This is a genomic window from Streptomyces sp. NPDC047014 (assembly GCF_040644195.1).
GTDB lineage: Bacteria > Actinomycetota > Actinomycetes > Streptomycetales > Streptomycetaceae > Streptomyces.
On sequence record NZ_JBEYVX010000067.1, the window covers coordinates 14,138 to 31,693 of the forward strand.

Below are 17,556 nucleotides of genomic sequence, written 5' to 3' on the forward strand. Positions count from 1 at the left end.
GTTCTTACGGTTGTCTAGACCAGTCTCTCACGGCGCCCCGAATGCTCCGTCCGGCCTCCCGCCCGGATCCCGCCGTGGTGCGAGCCACCCCAGCTTGCACCTCGCGCACCGGCCCGCCGTGCGCGCCGCGCGAGGGCTGCCCGGCCCGGTCCGGCCGTAGGGTAGGCGCATGACCATCGAGTCGGACCCCTCCTACCCGGCCCACTGGGAGGCGGACGTCGTCCTCCGCGACGGCGGCACCGCCCGGATCAGGCCCATCACCACGGAGGACGCGGGCCGGCTGGTCAGCTTCTACGAGCAGGTCTCCGACGAGTCGAAGTACTACCGCTTCTTCGCCCCCTACCCCCGGCTCTCCGACCGCGACGTCCACCGCTTCACGCACCACGACTACGTGGACCGGGTCGGGCTCGCCGCGACCGTCGGCGAGGAGTTCATCGGCACCGTCCGCTACGACCGGATCGGCCCCGACGGCCGGCCCGCCTCCGCGCCCGCCGACGCCGCCGAGGTCGCCTTCCTCGTCCAGGACGCCCACCAGGGCCGCGGGGTGGCCTCCGCCCTCCTCGAACACATCGGGGCGGTGGCCCGGGAGCGCGGCATCCGGCGCTTCGCCGCCGAGGTGCTGCCCGCCAACAGCAAGATGATCAAGGTGTTCACGGACGCCGGATACCAGCAGAAGCGCAGCTTCGAGGACGGCTCCGTCCACCTCACCCTCGACCTCGAACCCACCGCCGAATCCCTCGCCGTCCAGCACGCCCGCGAGCAGCGCGCCGAGGCCCGCTCCGTCCAGCGGCTGCTGGCCCCCGGCTCGGTGGCCGTGATCGGAGTCAGCCGCTCCGGCGCCGGCGTGGGCGCCGCCGCCCTGCGCAATCTGCGCGACAGCGGCTTCCGCGGCCACCTCTACGCCGTGAACGAGGCCGCCGGTCAGGACCTGCTCGACGGGGTCCGCGCCTACCGCGCGATCGGCGCCGTCGAGGCCCCGGTGGACCTCGCCGTGATCGCCGTCCCCGCCGCGCGGGTCCCCGAGGCGGTCGCCGCCTGCGGGGAGCACGGGGTGCAGGGGCTGGTGGTGCTCTCCGCCGGATACGGGGACAGCGGCCCGGCCGGGCTCGCCCGCCAGCGCGAACTGGTGCGCCAGGTGCGCTCGTACGGGATGCGGCTCATCGGGCCCAACGCCTACGGGGTGATCAACACCGCGCCCGAGGTCGGGCTCAACGCCTCGCTGACGCCCGCACCCCTGCCGTCGCGGGGCCGGATCGGCCTGTTCACCCAGTCCGGCGCGATCGGGATCGCCCTGCTCTCGGCGCTGATCCGGCGCGGCGAGGGGCTGTCCTCCTTCGTCTCGGCGGGCAACCGGGCCGACGTCTCGGGCAACGACATCCTCCAGTACTGGGACGAGGACGAGGCCACCGATGTCGCCCTGATGTACCTCGAAACCCTCGGCAACCCGCGGAAGTTCACCCGGCTCGCCCGCCGCACCGCCGCCGCCAAGCCCGTCGTCGTCGCCAAAGGCGGCCGCCACACCCCCGCCGGGCTCGTGGTGCCCGGCACCCGGCTGCCGGAGGCCACCGTCTCCGCGCTGCTGCGGCAGGCCGGTGTGATCCGCGTCGACACCGTGACCGAGCTGGTGGACGTCGGCCTGCTGCTGGCCTCGCAGCCGCTGCCGGCCGGGCCGCGCATCGCGATCCTCGGCAACTCCGAGTCCCTGGGGGTGCTCACCTACGACGCCTGCCTCGCCCAGGGGCTGCGGCCGCTGCCGCCGCTGGACCTGACCACCGCCGCCGCGCCGGAGGACTTCCGTACCGCCCTGGCCGCCGCGCTCGCCTCCGACGACTGCGACGCCGTGGTGGTCACCGCCATCCCGTGGGTGGGCGAGCACGCGCTCGCCGACGAGCTGGCCGGTGCCCTGCGGCGGGCCGTCGCCGAGGCCCCCGGCAAGCCGGTGGCCGTCGTGCACGTGGAACTGGCCGAGCTGGTGGAGGCCCTGTCCGCGACGCGCGGACCCGAGGCCGCGGCGCCGGCCGCGCCCGATGCCGGGTCCGAGCCCGTCGGCTCCCTCGCCTCTCCGGTACCTCCGGCACCCCTGGCCCCGGCCGGTCCCGTGCCCCGGATCCCCAGCTATCCCGCCGCCGAGCGGGCCGTCAAGGCCGTCGCCGAGGCCGTCCGGTACGGGCAGTGGCGGCGGGCCGCCGCCACCGCCGGGCAGGTCCCCGCCTACGAGGACATCGACGAGGCCGGGGCCGCGCTCCAGCTGGCCGGGCTGCTGGCCGGGACCGACGCCGCCACCGTGCTCACCCTGGCCGACGCGGACGCCCGCGAACTGCTCGCGCGCTACGGCATCCGCGTCCTGCCCACCCTGCCCGCCCCCGACGCCGACGCGGCCGTCCGCGCCGCCCGGATCCTGGGCTACCCGGTGGCCCTCAAGACCACCGCCCCGCACCTGCGGCACCGCGCGGACCTGGGCGGCGTACGCCTGGACCTGACGAACGAGGCCGAGCTGCGGCGCTCGTACGAGGAGCTGACCGAGACGCTGGGCAAGGCCGCCGAGCTCCAGCCCGTGATCCAGCCGATGGCACCCCGGGGCGTCGACACCGTGGTCCGCTCCGTCATCGACCCCGCCGCGGGCGCCGTGCTCTCCTTCGGGCTGGCCGGGGTGCCCTCCGAACTGCTCGGGGACACCGCCCACCGGCTGGTCCCCGCCACCGACCGGGACGCGGCCGGGCTGATCCGCTCCATCCGCGCCGCCCCCCTCCTCTTCGGCTGGCGCGGCAGCGACCCCGTGGACACCCCGGCCCTGGAGGAGCTGCTGCTGCGGCTGTCCCGGCTGGTCGACGACCACCCCGAGGTGACCGGCGTCACCCTGGAACCGGTGGTCGTCGCCACCGAGGGCGTGTCCGCCCTCGGCGCCACCGTCCGCGTCGCCCGGCCGCCCGCCCGCGGCGACCTCGGCCCCCGGACGCTCCCCAGTTACTGAGCGGGCACGGGGCGGTATGAGGGCACCCGGGGGGCCTTACCATGGACCCCATGGCGAAATCCGGTACGACGACCCAGGGGCTGCGCACGGCGATCGAGCGCAGCGGCTACTACCCGGCCCTCGTGGCCGAGGCGGTGGAGGCCGCGGTGGGCGGCGAGCCCATTTCGTCGTACCTGGTCCACCAGGAGACGACCTTCGACTCCAACGAGGTGCGCCGCCACGTCACCGTGCTCGTCCTCACCGGCAACCGCTTCATCGTCAGCCACACCGACGAGCAGGCCGCCGACGCCGGGTCCCCGTCCCCGTACGCGACCACCTCCACCGAGTCGGTCAAGCTCTCCAGCATCTCCTCGGTGGTGCTGAGCCGGGTCGTCGCCAACCCGGAGTCCTACACCCCCGGCACCCTGCCCCGCGAGGTCGTCCTGACCATCGGCTGGGGCGCGGTCTCCCGGATCGACCTGGAGCCGGCCGCCTGCGGCGACCCCAACTGCGACTCCGACCACGGCTACACCGGCAACTCCACCGCCGACGACCTCAGCCTGCGCGTGAGCGAGGCCGGCGACGGCCCCGAGGCGGTCCGCCAGACCCTGGTCTTCGCGCAGGCGCTCAGCGAGGCCACCGCGGCGACCTCCACCCCGGCCCGCTGATGACGTACTCCGCGGCGCAGGACTGGACCGAGCCGGACCTGCTGGACCCGGCCGCCGCCCCCGTCCCGGAGTACGGCTCCGGATCCCTCGCCGACCTGCTGCCGACGCTCGCGGCGGGGCAGGGCGTGCCCGGATTCACCGCCGCGATCACCGAGCTCACCCCGGCCGACCGGAACTGCGTCTTCCTGGTCGACGGCATGGGCTGGGAGCAGATCAAGGCCCACCCGGCCGAGGCCCCCTACCTCGCCTCCCTCCTCGGCAGCTCGCGCGGCGGCACCGGCCGCCCGATCACCGCGGGCTTCCCGGCGACCACCGCCACCTCGCTCGCCTCCGTCGGCACCGGGTTGCCGCCGGCCCGCCACGGCCTGCCGGGTTACGCCGTGCGCAATCCGGCCACCGGCGAGCTGATGAACCAGCTGCGCTGGCACCCCTGGACCCCGCCCAAGCCCTGGCAGCCCTACCCGACCGTCTTCCAGCAGGCCGACTCGGCCGGGGTGGCCACCGCGCAGGTGTCCGCGCCCGCCTTCCAGTCCACCCCGCTGACCAAGGTCGCGCTGAGCGGCGGCACCTTCCTCGGCCGGACGACCGGCGAGGAGCGCATGGACCTCGCCGCCGAACGCCTCGCGGCGGGGGACCGCTCGCTCGTCTACACCTACTACAGCGAGCTGGACGGGGCCGGGCACCGGCACGGCGTGGACTCCGACGCCTGGCGCGGCCAGCTGATGTACGTGGACCGGCTCGTGCAGCGGCTCGCGGAGCAGCTGCCGCCGCGCACCGCCCTGTATGTGACCGCGGACCACGGCATGGTCGACGTCCCCTTCGACGAGGACTCCCGGATCGACTTCGACGAGGACTGGGAGCTGGGTGCGGGGGTCGCCCTGCTGGGCGGCGAGGGGCGGGCCCGGCATGTGTACGCGGTGCCGGGCGCGGAGGCCGACGTACTGACCGTGTGGCGTGAGGTGCTGGGCGACCGCTTCTGGGTCGCGAGCCGCGAGGAGGCCCTGGAGCTGGGCTGGTTCGGTGCGCCGGGCGAGGTCGACGAGCGGGTGCTCGGGCGGATCGGCGACGTGGTCGCGGCCGCGCAGACCGATGCGGCGATCGTCGCCTCGCGCAACGAGCCGAACGAGTCGGCGCTCGCCGGAATGCACGGCTCCATGACGCCGGCGGAGCAGTACGTGCCGCTGCTCGAAATCCGCACCTGACACGCCCTCCGCCTCCTGTCCGTCCCGTCCCACGCCCTGACCTGAAAGGTCCCGTACTCCCCATGCCCGAGCTGGTGTTCTTCTCCGGAACGATGGACTGCGGAAAGAGCACGCTCGCTCTTCAGATCACCCACAACCGCTCGGCCCGCGGCCTGCAGGGCGTCATCTTCACCCGCCAGGACCGGGCGGGCGAGGGCAAGCTGTCCTCGCGCCTCGGGCTGGTCACGGAGGCGGTGGAGGTGACGGACGCGATGGACGTGTACGCCCACCTCGTCGCGGAGCTGTCGAAGGGCGGCAAGGCGGACTACGTGATCGTGGACGAGGCGCAGTTCCTCGCCCCGGAGCAGATCGACCAGCTGGCGCGTGTGGTGGACGACCTCGGCCTGGACGTCTTCGCCTTCGGCATCACCACGGACTTCCGGACGAAGCTCTTCCCGGGCTCGCAGCGGCTGATCGAACTGGCGGACCGCATCGAACAGCTCCAGGTGGAGGCCCTGTGCTGGTGCGGGGCCCGCGCCACGCACAACGCCCGTACGGTGGGCGGGGAGATGGTGGTGGAAGGCGCCCAGGTGGTCGTGGGCGACGTGAACCGCCCGGAGGGCGAGGTCGGCTACGAGGTCCTGTGCCGCCGCCACCACCGCCGCCGCATGACCTCCGCCGCTTCCCACGCGGGCGCCCTGTCCCCGGACGTACTGCCGGTCAACCACGGCTGAAATCCGCCCTCACCCGGGCAGGGCGGGCATAGCCTCCTGGCATGACCACGATCCATGACACCGCGTACGAGTTCCGCGTCGCCCTGCCCGAGGACAGTGGGGCCATCAAGGGGCTTGACGGGTCCTTCACCACCAGCACCGTTTTCGAAGTGGCCGTGAGTGAGGACGGGTTCGCTCTGCGGGAGGTGCCGGTGGATCCGCCGCTGGTCAAGGTGTTTCCCGAGGACGAGGGCGATGCGGACGGGGATGACGATGAGGGCGAGGAGGGGGACAGCGTCACCTTTGTCGCCGTCGCCGGTGACGGGGGGATCGCCGGGTTCGCCGCCGTTTCCTATGCGGTCTGGAACCAGCGGCTGACGATCGAGGACATCGAGGTCGCGCCCGAGCACCGGGGGCGGGGGATCGGGCGGGCGCTGATGGGGCAGGCCGTGGAGTTCGCGCGGGAGCGTGGCGCCGGGCACCTCTGGCTGGAGGTGACCAACGTCAACGCCCCGGCCATCCACGCCTACCGGCGGATGGGCTTCACCCTCTGCGGGCTGGACACCGCGCTGTATCTGGGCACCGAGTCCGAGGGGGAGCACGCGCTCTACATGAGCATGCCCTGCCCCTGAGCCGCGAGGAGGCGGGCGACGGCCGGCCCCGAGCCGTCGCCCGGCGCCACGGTGACGGTCAGGAGCCAGCCGTCCGCCCCCTCGGGGCCCGCGCCCGGCGCGTACCAGTCGACGCGGGCGTCCAGGAGCTGGTCTCCCGCCTGACGGCAGGCGGCGTACCAGGTGCGGAACGGCTCGGTCCGCCACACCGTCAGCGGTACCGCCCGCTCGCCACCGCTGCGGGCGGCGCCCGGGCCGACCGTGCGGAGGGCCGCCGCGGCCGCCCCCTCCAGGGTCCGCTCCACCGGGACGCCCAGGGTTCCGGCGAAGTGCAGCAGGTACGCCATGCGTTCGGCCTCCGGGGGAGTGCCGAGCACGGCGCGGCCCGAGTCGCACCACGAGCCCCACTTGATGTTCGAGACCAGACCCGGGAGCCGGGCCATGTCGCGGGGGATCCAGAAGAGGATCACGTCGGAGCGGCGCATGGCCTCCTCCTCCCACACGATCTGGTCCCCGTACGCCGGGTAGGCGCCGCCGGGCACCGGCTCGGGCAGGAACACCACCAGCCGCCCCGCCCCGGACCACGCGGACCGCAGCGCGGCGACGGCGTCCGGCCGCCAGGAGGGCTCGGCCGGGTCGGCGGGGGTCGGGCCGCAGAGGTACACGGCCGCGGCCCAGGATTCCGGCGCCTCCTGGCCGACGTGGACGACCTCGACCCGGTCCGCCGGGGACGCGGGGGCGGACGCGGAAGCGGAGCCGGAGGCGGACACGGGGGTGTGGGGCTCAGGGGACACGGGAGACTCCGGGGTCGGTCGGGGCCAGGGTGGCCAGGAAGTCCAGCAGGACGGTGTTGAAGGCGTCGGGCCGTTCCAGGAAGCCGAGATGGCCGGCGTCGGCCAGTTCCGCGTAGCGGGCGCCGGGGATCGCGGCGGCGACCTCGCGGCCCAGCGGGGCGGGCGCCAGGACGTCGTCGGCGAAGCCGGCCACCAGTACCGGGACGGGGATCCGGCCGAGGTCGGCCAGCCGGTTGCCGAGCGGGGGGAGCGGGCGGTCCGCAGCCGCCGACGCGCCGGTCAGCGCGGCGAGTTCGAACAAGTCGAGCCATTCTGCGGCCGCGCGCTCGTCGGCGAGGGTGCGGGGGGAGAGGTTCATGACGAGGCGGGCGTACGCCTCGTACGCGGGGGGCGGCCGGGTGCCCGTGTCCGCCGTCGCGGTCTCGGCGCGGGCCAGGGCCTCGGCCAGTACGTCGGACCGGCCGCGGGTCGCCGCCAGCAGCGCCCCGCTCACCCGGTGGGCGTCGGTCAGCAGCAGCTCCTGCACGGCGAGCGCGCCGAGCGAGTGCCCGACGAGCGGGCAGCGCGGCAGACCGAGGGCGTCCAGCAACGCGACGGTCCGGGCGGCCAGTGCCTGCGGATCCGTCGGCTCCTCCCCGTGGTCGAAGGTGATCGCCCGGTAGCCCGCCGCCGTCAGGGCCGGGACCTGGTGGTGTTCCCAGATGCGGCCCGTACCGCCCGCGCCCGCCACCAGGACCACCGGGCGGGGGCCCGTGCCGTGGACGGTGTACGGGATGCCGGAGGGGGTCCGCCCCGGGGTGGCGGACGGGGTGCCCCCCGGGGTGCCCGGGGCGCTCACGGGGCCATCCTGCGCAGTGCCGTTTCCACCCAGGCCGGGCGGCCCGTGTCCAGGCCGCGGAGGGCCACGTGGACCCAGAGGAAGGAGGCGCGGGCCAGGACATGGGCGCGCAGGTCCGGGCGGACCTCGCCGCCCGCCGCCCGGTAGGCGTCCAGGAGGCGGTCCAGGACCGGGGTGCCGCCCGCGTACAGCATGTCGACGAAGTCGGCCGCGGGGTCGCCCACATCGGCGTTGGCCCAGTCCAGCAGCCCCGACAGCACCGGCGGCCCGGAGCGCGGGCGCTCCACCAGGGTGTGCCCGGGGTGGACGTCGCCGTGGACGAGGGTCAGCCGGGCCGGCCACAGCCGGTCCTCCTCCAGCCAGGCCCGCCAGCGCCGCACCCCGGCCTCCGGCAGCGGGAGTTCGGCCCGCGCCCGGTCGAGCCGGTCCGCGATCCGCGCGCGTACGGCCCCGGCGTCCGCCCGCCCCCGGGCCGCCAGGGCGGGGGAGCCGTCCAGCGGGGTGGTGTGCACCGCGACCAGGGCCCGGGCCAGCGGCTCCAGGTACTGGCCGGGGTGGGCCAGCGGGTCGATGGACCAGCCGTACACCAGCGTGCCGGGATCCTCCGTGCCCGCCGCCTCCCCGGGCAGCCGGGGGTAGGCGACCAGGTCCGGGTCGTGCAGCCGCCAGTCGGGCACCGGTACGGGGGTCCGGTCCCGTACGGCGGCCAGTACGGCCCCCTCGAAGGCCAGTTGCTCCGCGGCTTCGGGCCGCCGGGGGCGGCGCAGGATCCACCAGACGCCGTCGGCGGCGCGGACGTGGACCACCCGGAAGTCCCAGCCGGTGTCGTCGGCGCGGGCCGTGCCCGGGTCGAGGGCGAGGCCCAGCCGGCGGGAGGCGTGCGCCACGAGGGCGGCGAGGGAGTCCGGCCCGGCCCCGGAGGGCGCTCCGGCGCGGGTCGCGGCGGTCATCGGGCCGCCTCCGCCGTGGCCAGGTAGCGGTCCCGGGTGGCCTCGCGGTCCACCTTGCCGGTGTGGGTGCGGGCCAGCTCCGTGAGCGGCACCAGCAGGCTCGGCACCAGGTGCGGGGCGGCCGTACCGGCCAGCCGGGTGCGCACCCCCGCCGCGACCTCGCGCGGGTCATGGCCCGGCAGCGGCACGAAGAAGGCGGCCAGCGTGCTGTGTTCGGCCCCCTCCACTCGGGCGGCGGCCACCTCGCGCACCCCCTCGCAGCCGCCGACCAGGGCCTCCACATGGACCAGGTCCACCCGGTGCCCGCGGATCTTCACCTGGTGGTCGGAGCGGCCGCGGAACACCAGGGCTCCGCCGGGTTCCTCGGAGACCAGGTCCCCGGTGCGGTACCAGCGGGTCCCGCCCTCCTCGGCGAACCGGGCGGCCGTGGCCTCCGGGGCGGCGTGGTAGCCGAGGGCCAGTCCGGGCCCGGACACGTACAGTTCGCCCGTGTCGTCGATGCGCTGGCCGACATGCGGCAGGGGCAGCCCGATGGGCAGATCGCCTCCGGTGTCCGGCAGTCCGGGGGCGTCCGGTCCGGCCAGCCCCACCGCGTGGGTGACCAGGGCCGTCTCGGTGGAGCCGTAGGTGTTGAGCAGCCGTACCCCCTCGGCGCCCAGCTTCCGCCAGCGGTCCAGCATGTCGGCGCGGACCGCCTCCCCGCCGATGACGATGGTCCGCAGGGAGGACGGCAGGCCCGCGCCCTGGTGCAGCAGATCGCCCGTCAGGCTGTGCCAGAAGCCGGTCGGCAGTACCGCGACGGTGACCTCCTGGTCCTCCGCCACCTGTGGGAACGCCTCGCGCGCCGCGTCGTCGACGACGAGCGTGGCGCCGCCGGTCAGGGTGGGCAGGATCTCCTCCAGGCTGGTGTCCCCGCCCGCGCCGTGGAAGTGCAGCACGGTGGAGTGCGGGCCGATCCCGTACAGCTCGCGCAGCGGCGGCACCACGGCGGCCAGGGCCCGGTGCGGCACCACGACCCCCTTGGGCCGGCCGGTGGAGCCGGAGGTGAACAGCACGTACGCCGGATCCCCGGGCCGTACCCCGCTGCCGGGGTGCTCCGGGGGCACCGGCACCGGCGGGGAGGCCGCCCAGCGGGGGCGGAGCACCCGCTCCACGGCCGGCTGCCAGCCGGAGTCGGCGGTGGCCACGGCCTCCCGGACCTCCAGCCGCTCCAGTACGGACTCCAGCACGGCCGCGGGATGGCCCGCCTCCAGCGGGACATAGGCCCGCCCCGCCGCGAGCACGCCCAGCAGGGCGGCGACATCGCGGGCCGAGTGGTGCACGACCACCCCGACCGGCGGCTGGGGGGTGTCCGTGCGCGGGGCGACCGCGCCCGCCACCTCCAGCACCCAGGCGGCGAGGGTGCCGTAGCCGATGACGAGCCCGTTGTCGACGATCGCCGGGCGCGCCGGATCCGTGCGCGCGGTGGCGAAGAACGGTTCCAGGAAATAGATTCCCGTGGCCTGCATTGTCATTTCCCTCGTCCTGATGGAATATGGGCGGGTGCGAATTGTGGTGGAACACGATCTGAAAATACCCATGCGCGACGGCGCCTTATTGAATGCCGATCTCTACCGCCCGGATACCGGCGGCCCCGTTCCCGTCCTCGTACGCCGCACCCCTTACGGGAAATCCGGCAGTCCGGGCGGGGCCTCCGTCGACGGGCTGCGCCTGGTCCGCGCCGGGTACGCGCTGCTGGTGCAGGACGTGCGCGGACGCTTCGGCTCCGGCGGCACCTTCGAGCCGTACTGGCACGAGGCGGCGGACGGCGCGGACACCGTCGCCTGGGCGGTGGAGCAGCCCTGGTGCGACGGCACGGCCGGGCTGTTCGGCCGCTCGTACGAGGCGATGGCGGCCCTGCTCGCGGCGGCCGAACAGCCGCCCGGCCTGCGGGCGATCGCCCCGCATGTGGCCGGATCGGGCTTCGGCGAGGGCTGGACCCACCGGGGCGGCGCCTTCGAGCTGGGCTTCGTCCTGTACTGGGTGCTGTACGACCTGCTGCTGGAGGGCGCGGGGCTGACCGGGGACGAGGTGGCCGAGGTGGCCCGCGCCGTCGACGGGATCGACGCCCTCTACCGCGATCCGGAGGCGGCCGCGGAGCTGCTGGACCGGCTGGCCCCGTACTACCGGCGGTGGCGCGAGCACCCGGCCGGGGACCCGTACTGGCGGCGGGCCGCCCCCCGTGCGTCGTATCCGGCGATCACGGCGCCGACGCTCCACCTCACCGGCTGGTACGACATTTTCCTCGGCGGCGCCCTGGAGAATTACCAGGGAATGCGGAAATGCGGGAACCGGCCGCTTCTGGTGGTCGGCCCGTGGTCCCATTGCGTCACCGGCGGGATATTTCCGCAGCGGCGTTACGGGCTGGCCGCCGATGAACGCGAAATCGATGTCACGGGCCTTCATCTGGACCATTTCGACCGCCATCTGCGGCAGCGCGCGCAGGACCCGGAGCCCGATCCGGTACGGCTGTTCCTCACCGGCGCCGACACCTGGCGGGCCTTCCCCGACTGGCCCGTCCCCGGCACCCGGGACCTCGTCCTGCACCTCGACGGCCGCGCCCTGACCCCCGGCCCCGCCCCGGCGGCGCCCGGCGCCGACCTGCTCCGCCACGATCCGGCCGATCCGGTGCCCACCACGGGCGGTGCCACCGCCCTGCCCGGCCAGTTCACCGGGGGCGACTGCGGTCCGCTGGACCAGCGCGGGGTGGAGGAGCGCCCGGACGTGCTGTGCTTCACGGGAGAGCCGCTGAGCACCCCGCTGACCGTCGTCGGCGACACCGTCCTGACCGTGTACGTGACCCCGGACGCGGCGGGCGCCGATGTGACCGGCAAGCTCGTCGACGTCTACCCCGACGGCCGGGCCGAACTGCTCTGCGACGGGGTGCGCCGGATCCCGCCGTCGGAGGCGCGGGACGCCTCCGACGGCGGGCCGGTCGCGGTCACCGTCGGGCTGGGGGCGGTCGGCCATGTGTTCCGCGCGGGCCACCGGATCCGTCTGGAGATCGCGGCCAGCAACGCGCCGCGCTTCGACGTGCATCCGGCCGTCCCCGCCCGTCACACCGTCCACCACGGCGGTGACCACCCGTCACACCTGCTGCTGGCGTGCCTGCCCGGCGGTTGAGGACCCGCCCGGGCCGGCGGCGTCCGGGTGGAAGACCGACAGGTCGGCCACCTTCTCGATCCGCCGGCCCGCCTCCCAGTGCGAGCGCCGCAGCCGCCGCAGCTGGGCGCCGCTCAGCTTGGTGCTGTGCTGCGGGATCGACCACACCATGCGGGCACGCTTCGCCGAGGCGGGATAGCGCTCGCGCACCTGGTAGGGGTCGTTGAGCAGGTGGTGCGCGGTGCCGGTGTGGAAGGCGGCCTTCAGCAGGGCGTAGTAGGCCGCCGCGCCCACCCCCTTGTCCCGGGCGCAGTGCACCAGCGTGCGCGACGCCTCGAACAGCCGCCACACCACCGGTAGCGCCGGGGTGGTGAACACGCCGGTCTCCTGGGCGATGCCCTCACCGACGCCGTAGCGGAAGTAGCTGCGCATGTTGCCGAAGCCGTGCTGGGCGTCGTGGAAGATCCGGGCCTCCGGCAGGTACACCACGGGGATGCCCGCCAGCTGGAGCCGGAAGTCGAACTCCCGGTCCTCGCACCAGTGGATCAGCTCGTCGAAGTGGTAGCCGCCGATGTGGTCGACGATGTCCCGGTTGTAGATCAGCGGCGGGGACAGCGCGCTGACGTAGTCGCCCTCGTCGAACTCCCGGACGCGGGCGGTGAGCCTGCTCAGCACCCCGTCCGACTCCCCGTACACCACCTGCCCCTTGACCACCGGGTCGGTGAGCACCGCGCGGACCATCGCGCGGACCACGCCCGGGGCGAAGGTGCAGTCGGAGTCCATCAGCAGCAGGTACTGCCGGTCGGTGACGGCGGCGCCCGCGTTGTAGGCGGCGCCCAGGTTGCCGACGTCCTCGATCTCGGTGACGGTCAGCGGGCGGGGGTGCTCCGCGATCAGTTTCAGGACGGCGTCGCTCGGCCCGTTGAGCGCGAGGACGATCTCGACGTCCTCGTCGATCGACGCGATGCAGTCCGCGATCCGCAGATCGTCGCGCAGGGCGATGATCACACCGGTCCGGGCGATGCCCTTGTCGACCGACGCCTCGTCCACCAGGTCGGTGGCCATCTCAGTTCTCCCTCATCGAACTCGTGTGCCTACGGTGAGCCCGTCGTACGGGCGCGGTCACGGGGATCCGGCCTTGAACCGCAGGGGCAGGGCGTTCAGGACGCGTTCCGCGATGGCCTCGGCCTCCCCGGTGTCCGGGGCATGGGCGATCACCCCGGCCAGGACGTCCGAGCCGCCGCGGTACGACGGCACCACCGCGCCCGGCCGCAGGTCCAGGCCCCAGAACACGTCGTGCACCCCGGCCCGGCGGGCGACGTCCCGCGGGTCGCCGACCCACTCCACGACACCGCCGTCCGCCGGCAGGAACCGCTGGACCGCCGCCCGGCTGTGCCGCGGGACCAGCTCCGCCGGCTCCAGGGGCCGGCCCAGCGCCAGCCGCACCACATTGGGCAGCGGGTCCACGCCCGTCGCCAGCCGCATCACCTCGGTGGCGATGCGGGCGCCGGTCAGCCGGCAGGTGATCTCCAGCAGGATCACCCGGCCGTCGTGCGTGCGCAGGATGTCGGTGTTGATCACCGCCGGGTCCAGGCGCAGCGCCCGCGCGCCCCGCCGTACCGTCTCGGTGACCTCCTCGATCTGCTCGGCGGTCAGCCGGCTGGGCAGGGTGTCGCCGCCCTCGAAGAAGTGCGGGGCGAACTCCTCCTTGCGCCCGTACTCCCGGTCCGCGAAGCCGAAGCGGTGCAGTTCGCCGTCGACCATGAAGGCCGCGAGGGTGTGCTCGGTCCCCTCCAGGAACTCCTCCACCACGATCCGCCCGCCGGGGCTGAGCCGCAGCGCCTCCTCCGCCAGCCCGCGCACCTGCCCGGCGGTCTCCACCTTCAGCACGCCCAGGGACCCGGTCTGGTCGCTGGGCTTGAGCACCACCGGCAGGCCGATGTCCGCGACCACCCGCACCGCCTCGCCGACGCTCTCGGCGGTGGCGAACCGGGGCAGGTCCAGCCCGGCGGCGCGCAGGATGCGCAGCCGCCGGTCCTTGAGCGTGCAGTCCAGGGCCGCCTCCAGCGGCAGCCCCGGGCAGCCGAAGCGCCGCGCGAGGGTGCTGATCACCGGCGGGTTGTCCGCGCCCAGCGAGAACACCCCGTCGATCCGGTCGATCCCGGCCGCCGAGAGCTCCGTCAGGACCGCCACGGCGTCGTTCGGATCGCACACGATGAGCACATCGGCGGCGGCCCGCGCCCGCTCGGTCGGGTGGTCGGTGACCACCACGAGCTCCCGCCGGGGCGAGCGCAGCTCGGTCAGGGAGCGGTCCATGCCCGAGCCGAGCCCGCAGACCAGCAGCCGGTCAGTCATGGCCGCCACCGGCACGGAGCCCGGCGGGCGGGGCGCCCAGGCTCAGCACCTGGAACACCTCCGCGTGCCCCGAACCGGCCGAGACCGCGCCCCGGTAGCGGGCCAGCCCGCGGATGCCCTCGTCCCACGCGGCGTGCCGCAGCTGGGAGACGTACGCCCGCATCGCCTCCACCTTGGTCTCGATCTGCTCCTCGATGTCCTCGGCGTACTGGAAGCGCGCCATCGGCGCCCACACCTCGTAGCCGAGCACCAGCCGGGGAGCGGGCATCGCCTGTCCGCCCGTCTCCTGGAAGAACTCCGACTGCGCCATCCACAGCGCCTCGGTGGTCAGCTGGTGCACCATGCGGTGCTCGACGTCGTCGTCGTTGTCGTGCGGCAGGTACACCACCTGCGGGCGCACCTCGCGCATGACCCGGACCAGGTCCAGGTGCACCCGCCGGGAGAGGGCGAAGTCCCGCGAGGGCTCGTCGAAGCGCACGCAGCGGTGCACGCCCAGCGCCTTCGCGGCGTTCTCCGTCTCCGCGGCGAACTCGGCGTCGCTGACCGCGTCGTCGAGGGCGCTGCGCTCGCGGCCGATGACGATGACCACCGTCACCCGGGCCCCGTCGCGCACGTGCTTGGCGATGGAGCCGCCGCAGCCGATGACGTCGTCGTCGGGGTGCGGTGCCACCACCAGGACGTCGGTGATGCCCGTCATGCGCCCGCCTCCGGCGCTTCCCCGGCCCAGCGGGCCCACTGCCCGGTCAGCGCCGCGCCCTCGGCGAACGGCACGCGCGCCGTGTGGCCCAGGATCCGGCGGGCCTTGTCGTAGCCGGCGCGGGCGGTCGCCCGGTACAGCTCCAGCTCCCAGTCGGCGACCGGCTCCCCGGCGGGCTCGCCCGCGGTGTCCAGCGGGCCGCGCAGCGCGCGGATCCCGTCGAAGAAGGCGCCCCAGCCCAGCTCCTCGGGGTGGCCCACGAGGAAGCGCTCGCCCGCGGCGGCCCCGGTCTCCGCGGCCAGGAGCACCGCGTCGGCCAGGTCGTCCACGTACACGGCGTTGCACACGCCGCCCTCGCCGCCCGCCGGGAGCTGCGCGAAGTCGCCCGCCGGACGGCGGAGCTGGGCGGTGGTCCACTGGCCGCCCCACGGGCCGTACACCACGCCGGGCTGGAGCACGACCGTCTCCAGGCCCTCGCCGTGCGCCTCCAGGACCAGCCGCTCGGCGGCCAGCTTCTGCTGCTCGTACTCGCGGTCGGCGGGATCGGCCGGCCGCGCCGGGGAGTCCTCGGTGAGGGCTCCGGTGACGGCCGGGTCGTAGACGTCGACGGTGCTCAGGTGCACCACACGGCGTACGCCCGCGGCGCGCGCCGCGGCCAGGACGTGCGCGGTGCCGTCGACGGAGGCGGCCCAGCGGCCGTCCTCGTCACCGGCGCTGCCGAAGGCGCAGTGCACCACGGTGTCGCAGCCCTCGAAGGCCGCGCGCAGGGTGTCGGGGTCCAGCAGATGGCCCTGGCGGAACTCCAGCCGGTCCTGCGGCAGGACAGACAGCCGCGCGGCCCGGCCGAAGCCGCGCACCACCGGGCGGACCCGGGCCTCGGTGCCGAGGACCAGCCGCTCGACGATCCGGCCGCCGATGAACCCGCTCGCGCCGGTCACCGCCACGGTGCGGCCGGCCAGTGCCGGGCCCGCCGGGGCCCCGCCCTCCCGTACGGTCCACGGCTGCGCGGCCCCCCGGTGGCCGGGGCCGCCGTAGCACTCCTGGATCAGCTCGACGACGCGTACGCCGTCCTCCGGGGTGGAGTGGACGGCCGCGGAACCGCGCACGGCGGCCGCGAAGTTGCCCAGCTGCTCGGTGAAGAGCAGTTCCCACTCGCCCTGCGCGGGGGCGACCGCGTCCACGTCGCCGCGGTGCAGCTCCGCCCCGTCGGCGGTGATCAGGGTGCACTCGCCGGCCGGGAAGTCGGTGCCGATGGTCACGGTCGCCCGGGTGCCGGTGATCTTGCAGCTGATGCCGAGGTCGCGCAGGCGGCTGAACTCGCAGTGCGCGTCCGTACCGCCGAAGCGCAGGTGGACGGAGGAGTCGGTCTCCACGCCGCCGAGGGAGTTGTCCTCGTAGCGGACCACCTCCACCTCGGGGCCGAGCCACCACAGCAGGGTGTCGAAGACGTGCGAGGCGGTGTCGGTGAGCACGCCGCCGCCCGCGAGGCGCCGGTCGAACATGGACCAGGAGACCGGCTCGTGGGCGTAGGGGTGGCCCTCCGACCAGTCCACCCGGACCACGTCGCCGAGCTCGCCGCCGTCGATGAGCCGCTTGACCCAGGCGTAGGCCGGGAAGAGCCGGCGCGGGTGGGCCATCGCGAGCACCGGGGCGCCCTCGGCGGCGGCGGTGGCGGCCAGCGCCTTCGCGTCCTCCACCGAGGTGGTCATCGGCTTCTCCAGCAGGACGTGCTTGCCGGCCGCCAGCAGCGCCTGGACGATCGGCGCGTGCAGGGTGTGCGGCGCCACGACCACGGCCGCGTCGAAGGCGTCGGCGGCCTCGGCCGGGTCGGTGGCGAGCACCACCCGGTCGGCGTCGGTGCCGCCGAGCTCCCGGTAGAGCGCGAGGGCGTCCTCGGCCTGGCGTCGGTCGCGGTCGATGAGCGCGGTCAGCTGTACGTCGCCCTTGAGCGCGGGCAGGGCGGGCAGGTGGCAGCCGCGGGCGGCGGCGCCGCACCCGACGATGGCGAGGCGTACGGGAGGCATGGTTCTCTCCAGGGTTCGTCGAGGATCGGGGGTGGGGTGGGGCGGCCGGGCGCGCGGCCCGGAGCCGGTCACGGCGCGCCGGGACCCGCGGGGTGGTGCACCCACACGTTCGGCTCGGTGTAGGTGCCGTGGCCGTCCGTGGCGACCCGCAGCGGTACGAGGGCCCCGGGCAGCGGGTGCTCGCCCGGTCCGGGCAGCGGATGCCCCAGGAACTCCGCCCAGCGGGCGACCGGCTGGCGGATCACGAGGGAGGCGCGGGCGATGCCGAGCCGGCGGGCCCCCAGCTCCAGGTGGGTGCGCAGCCAGGGGTCGAAGCAGCGCCCGTCGGGCCGCCGCCAGGCCGCGTACTCGTCGATCGGGATCAGCGGGTAGAGCGGCTTGCGGGTGGGCCGGACCGGGATGATCACCCCGCGCGGGGCGTGCCGGGCGGCCCGCCGCCGGACCTCGGTGAGCAGCCGTTCGGCGTGTCCGGCCGCCCGGTGCGCGGGGTCCACGGACACCGACAGCATGCACACGGCGTCGGGGCGGTCCGGCGGGGCCTGGTCGACGCCCCGGACCAGGACCTCGTCGCTGCCGGAGGGCAGCGCCGCGGGGGGGGCGGCCCACCCCCCCCGCCGGCCGGTGGGGGCCGCCC

General features: G+C 75.1%; 15 protein-coding genes. 6 read left to right on the plus strand and 9 right to left on the minus strand.

Going from position 1 to position 17,556, the window contains the following annotated elements; translation table 11 throughout:
- Positions 1–169 precede the first annotated feature (169 nt).
- The 5 genes from ABZ873_RS26350 to ABZ873_RS26370 all read left to right on the plus strand — a co-directional run bounded on the left by ABZ873_RS26350 (position 170) and on the right by ABZ873_RS26370 (position 6,144).
- Complete coding sequence (locus ABZ873_RS26350) at positions 170–2,971, plus strand: GNAT family N-acetyltransferase (protein ID WP_360876485.1); 2,802 nt, start codon at positions 170–172, stop codon at positions 2,969–2,971.
- Between the two features lie 41 nt (positions 2,972–3,012).
- Positions 3,013–3,618 (plus strand): DUF5998 family protein, encoded by a 606-nt coding sequence (locus ABZ873_RS26355; protein WP_360876489.1) that lies wholly within the window; start codon positions 3,013–3,015, stop codon positions 3,616–3,618.
- Positions 3,618–4,820 (plus strand): nucleotide pyrophosphatase/phosphodiesterase family protein, encoded by a 1,203-nt coding sequence (locus ABZ873_RS26360; RefSeq protein WP_360876492.1) that lies wholly within the window; start codon positions 3,618–3,620, stop codon positions 4,818–4,820. Before ABZ873_RS26355 ends, ABZ873_RS26360 begins: the two co-directional genes overlap by 1 nt.
- Positions 4,821–4,882: 62 nt before the next feature.
- Positions 4,883–5,533 carry a thymidine kinase gene (locus ABZ873_RS26365; protein WP_360876495.1) on the plus strand — a complete coding sequence of 217 codons (651 nt, stop codon included), beginning with the start codon at positions 4,883–4,885 and terminating at the stop codon, positions 5,531–5,533.
- Positions 5,534–5,574: 41 nt separating this feature from the next.
- Complete coding sequence (locus ABZ873_RS26370) at positions 5,575–6,144, plus strand: GNAT family N-acetyltransferase (protein WP_360876498.1); 570 nt, start codon at positions 5,575–5,577, stop codon at positions 6,142–6,144.
- Here ABZ873_RS26370 and ABZ873_RS26375 read toward each other — a convergent pair.
- The 4 genes from ABZ873_RS26375 to ABZ873_RS26390 are packed head-to-tail and all read right to left on the minus strand — an operon-like array spanning position 6,120 to position 10,213.
- The gene (locus tag ABZ873_RS26375) at positions 6,120–6,917 is read right to left on the minus strand and encodes a nucleoside 2-deoxyribosyltransferase domain-containing protein (protein WP_360876501.1); all 798 of its coding nucleotides are present in this window, start codon (positions 6,915–6,917) and stop codon (positions 6,120–6,122) included. The two genes, ABZ873_RS26370 and ABZ873_RS26375, sit on opposite strands and share 25 nt — an antisense overlap.
- Complete coding sequence (locus tag ABZ873_RS26380; protein WP_360876504.1) at positions 6,907–7,755, minus strand: alpha/beta hydrolase; 849 nt, start codon at positions 7,753–7,755, stop codon at positions 6,907–6,909. The genes ABZ873_RS26375 and ABZ873_RS26380 overlap by 11 nt, the downstream gene beginning before the upstream one ends.
- The gene (locus tag ABZ873_RS26385; protein ID WP_360876507.1) at positions 7,752–8,705 is read right to left on the minus strand and encodes a macrolide 2'-phosphotransferase; all 954 of its coding nucleotides are present in this window, start codon (positions 8,703–8,705) and stop codon (positions 7,752–7,754) included. Before ABZ873_RS26385 ends, ABZ873_RS26380 begins: the two co-directional genes overlap by 4 nt.
- Complete coding sequence (locus ABZ873_RS26390) at positions 8,702–10,213, minus strand: AMP-binding protein (RefSeq protein ID WP_360876510.1); 1,512 nt, start codon at positions 10,211–10,213, stop codon at positions 8,702–8,704. The genes ABZ873_RS26385 and ABZ873_RS26390 overlap by 4 nt, the downstream gene beginning before the upstream one ends.
- Before the next feature lie 43 nt (positions 10,214–10,256).
- Here ABZ873_RS26390 and ABZ873_RS26395 point away from each other — a divergent pair, with 43 nt between their 5' ends.
- A complete protein-coding gene (locus tag ABZ873_RS26395; protein ID WP_360876513.1) occupies positions 10,257–11,867 on the plus strand; it encodes a CocE/NonD family hydrolase in 1,611 nt (536 codons plus the stop codon).
- Here the strand turns inward: ABZ873_RS26395 and ABZ873_RS26400 are convergent.
- The 5 genes from ABZ873_RS26400 to ABZ873_RS26420 form a co-directional block, all read right to left on the minus strand.
- Positions 11,832–12,911, minus strand: a complete 1,080-nt coding sequence (locus tag ABZ873_RS26400) for a glycosyltransferase (RefSeq protein ID WP_360876516.1) — start codon at positions 12,909–12,911, stop codon at positions 11,832–11,834. The two genes, ABZ873_RS26395 and ABZ873_RS26400, sit on opposite strands and share 36 nt — an antisense overlap.
- A 57-nt stretch (positions 12,912–12,968) precedes the next feature.
- A complete protein-coding gene (locus ABZ873_RS26405) occupies positions 12,969–14,201 on the minus strand; it encodes an ATP-grasp domain-containing protein (RefSeq protein WP_360876519.1) in 1,233 nt (410 codons plus the stop codon).
- Positions 14,194–14,898, minus strand: coding sequence for a PIG-L deacetylase family protein (locus ABZ873_RS26410; protein ID WP_360876522.1), 705 nt, complete (start codon positions 14,896–14,898; stop codon positions 14,194–14,196). Before ABZ873_RS26410 ends, ABZ873_RS26405 begins: the two co-directional genes overlap by 8 nt.
- Positions 14,895–16,922 carry an NAD-dependent epimerase/dehydratase family protein gene (locus ABZ873_RS26415; protein ID WP_360876524.1) on the minus strand — a complete coding sequence of 676 codons (2,028 nt, stop codon included), beginning with the start codon at positions 16,920–16,922 and terminating at the stop codon, positions 14,895–14,897. The genes ABZ873_RS26410 and ABZ873_RS26415 overlap by 4 nt, the downstream gene beginning before the upstream one ends.
- 68 nt (positions 16,923–16,990) lie before the next feature.
- The coding region (locus tag ABZ873_RS26420; protein ID WP_360876527.1) for a hypothetical protein at positions 16,991–17,556 on the minus strand (566 nt) is incomplete at its 5' end.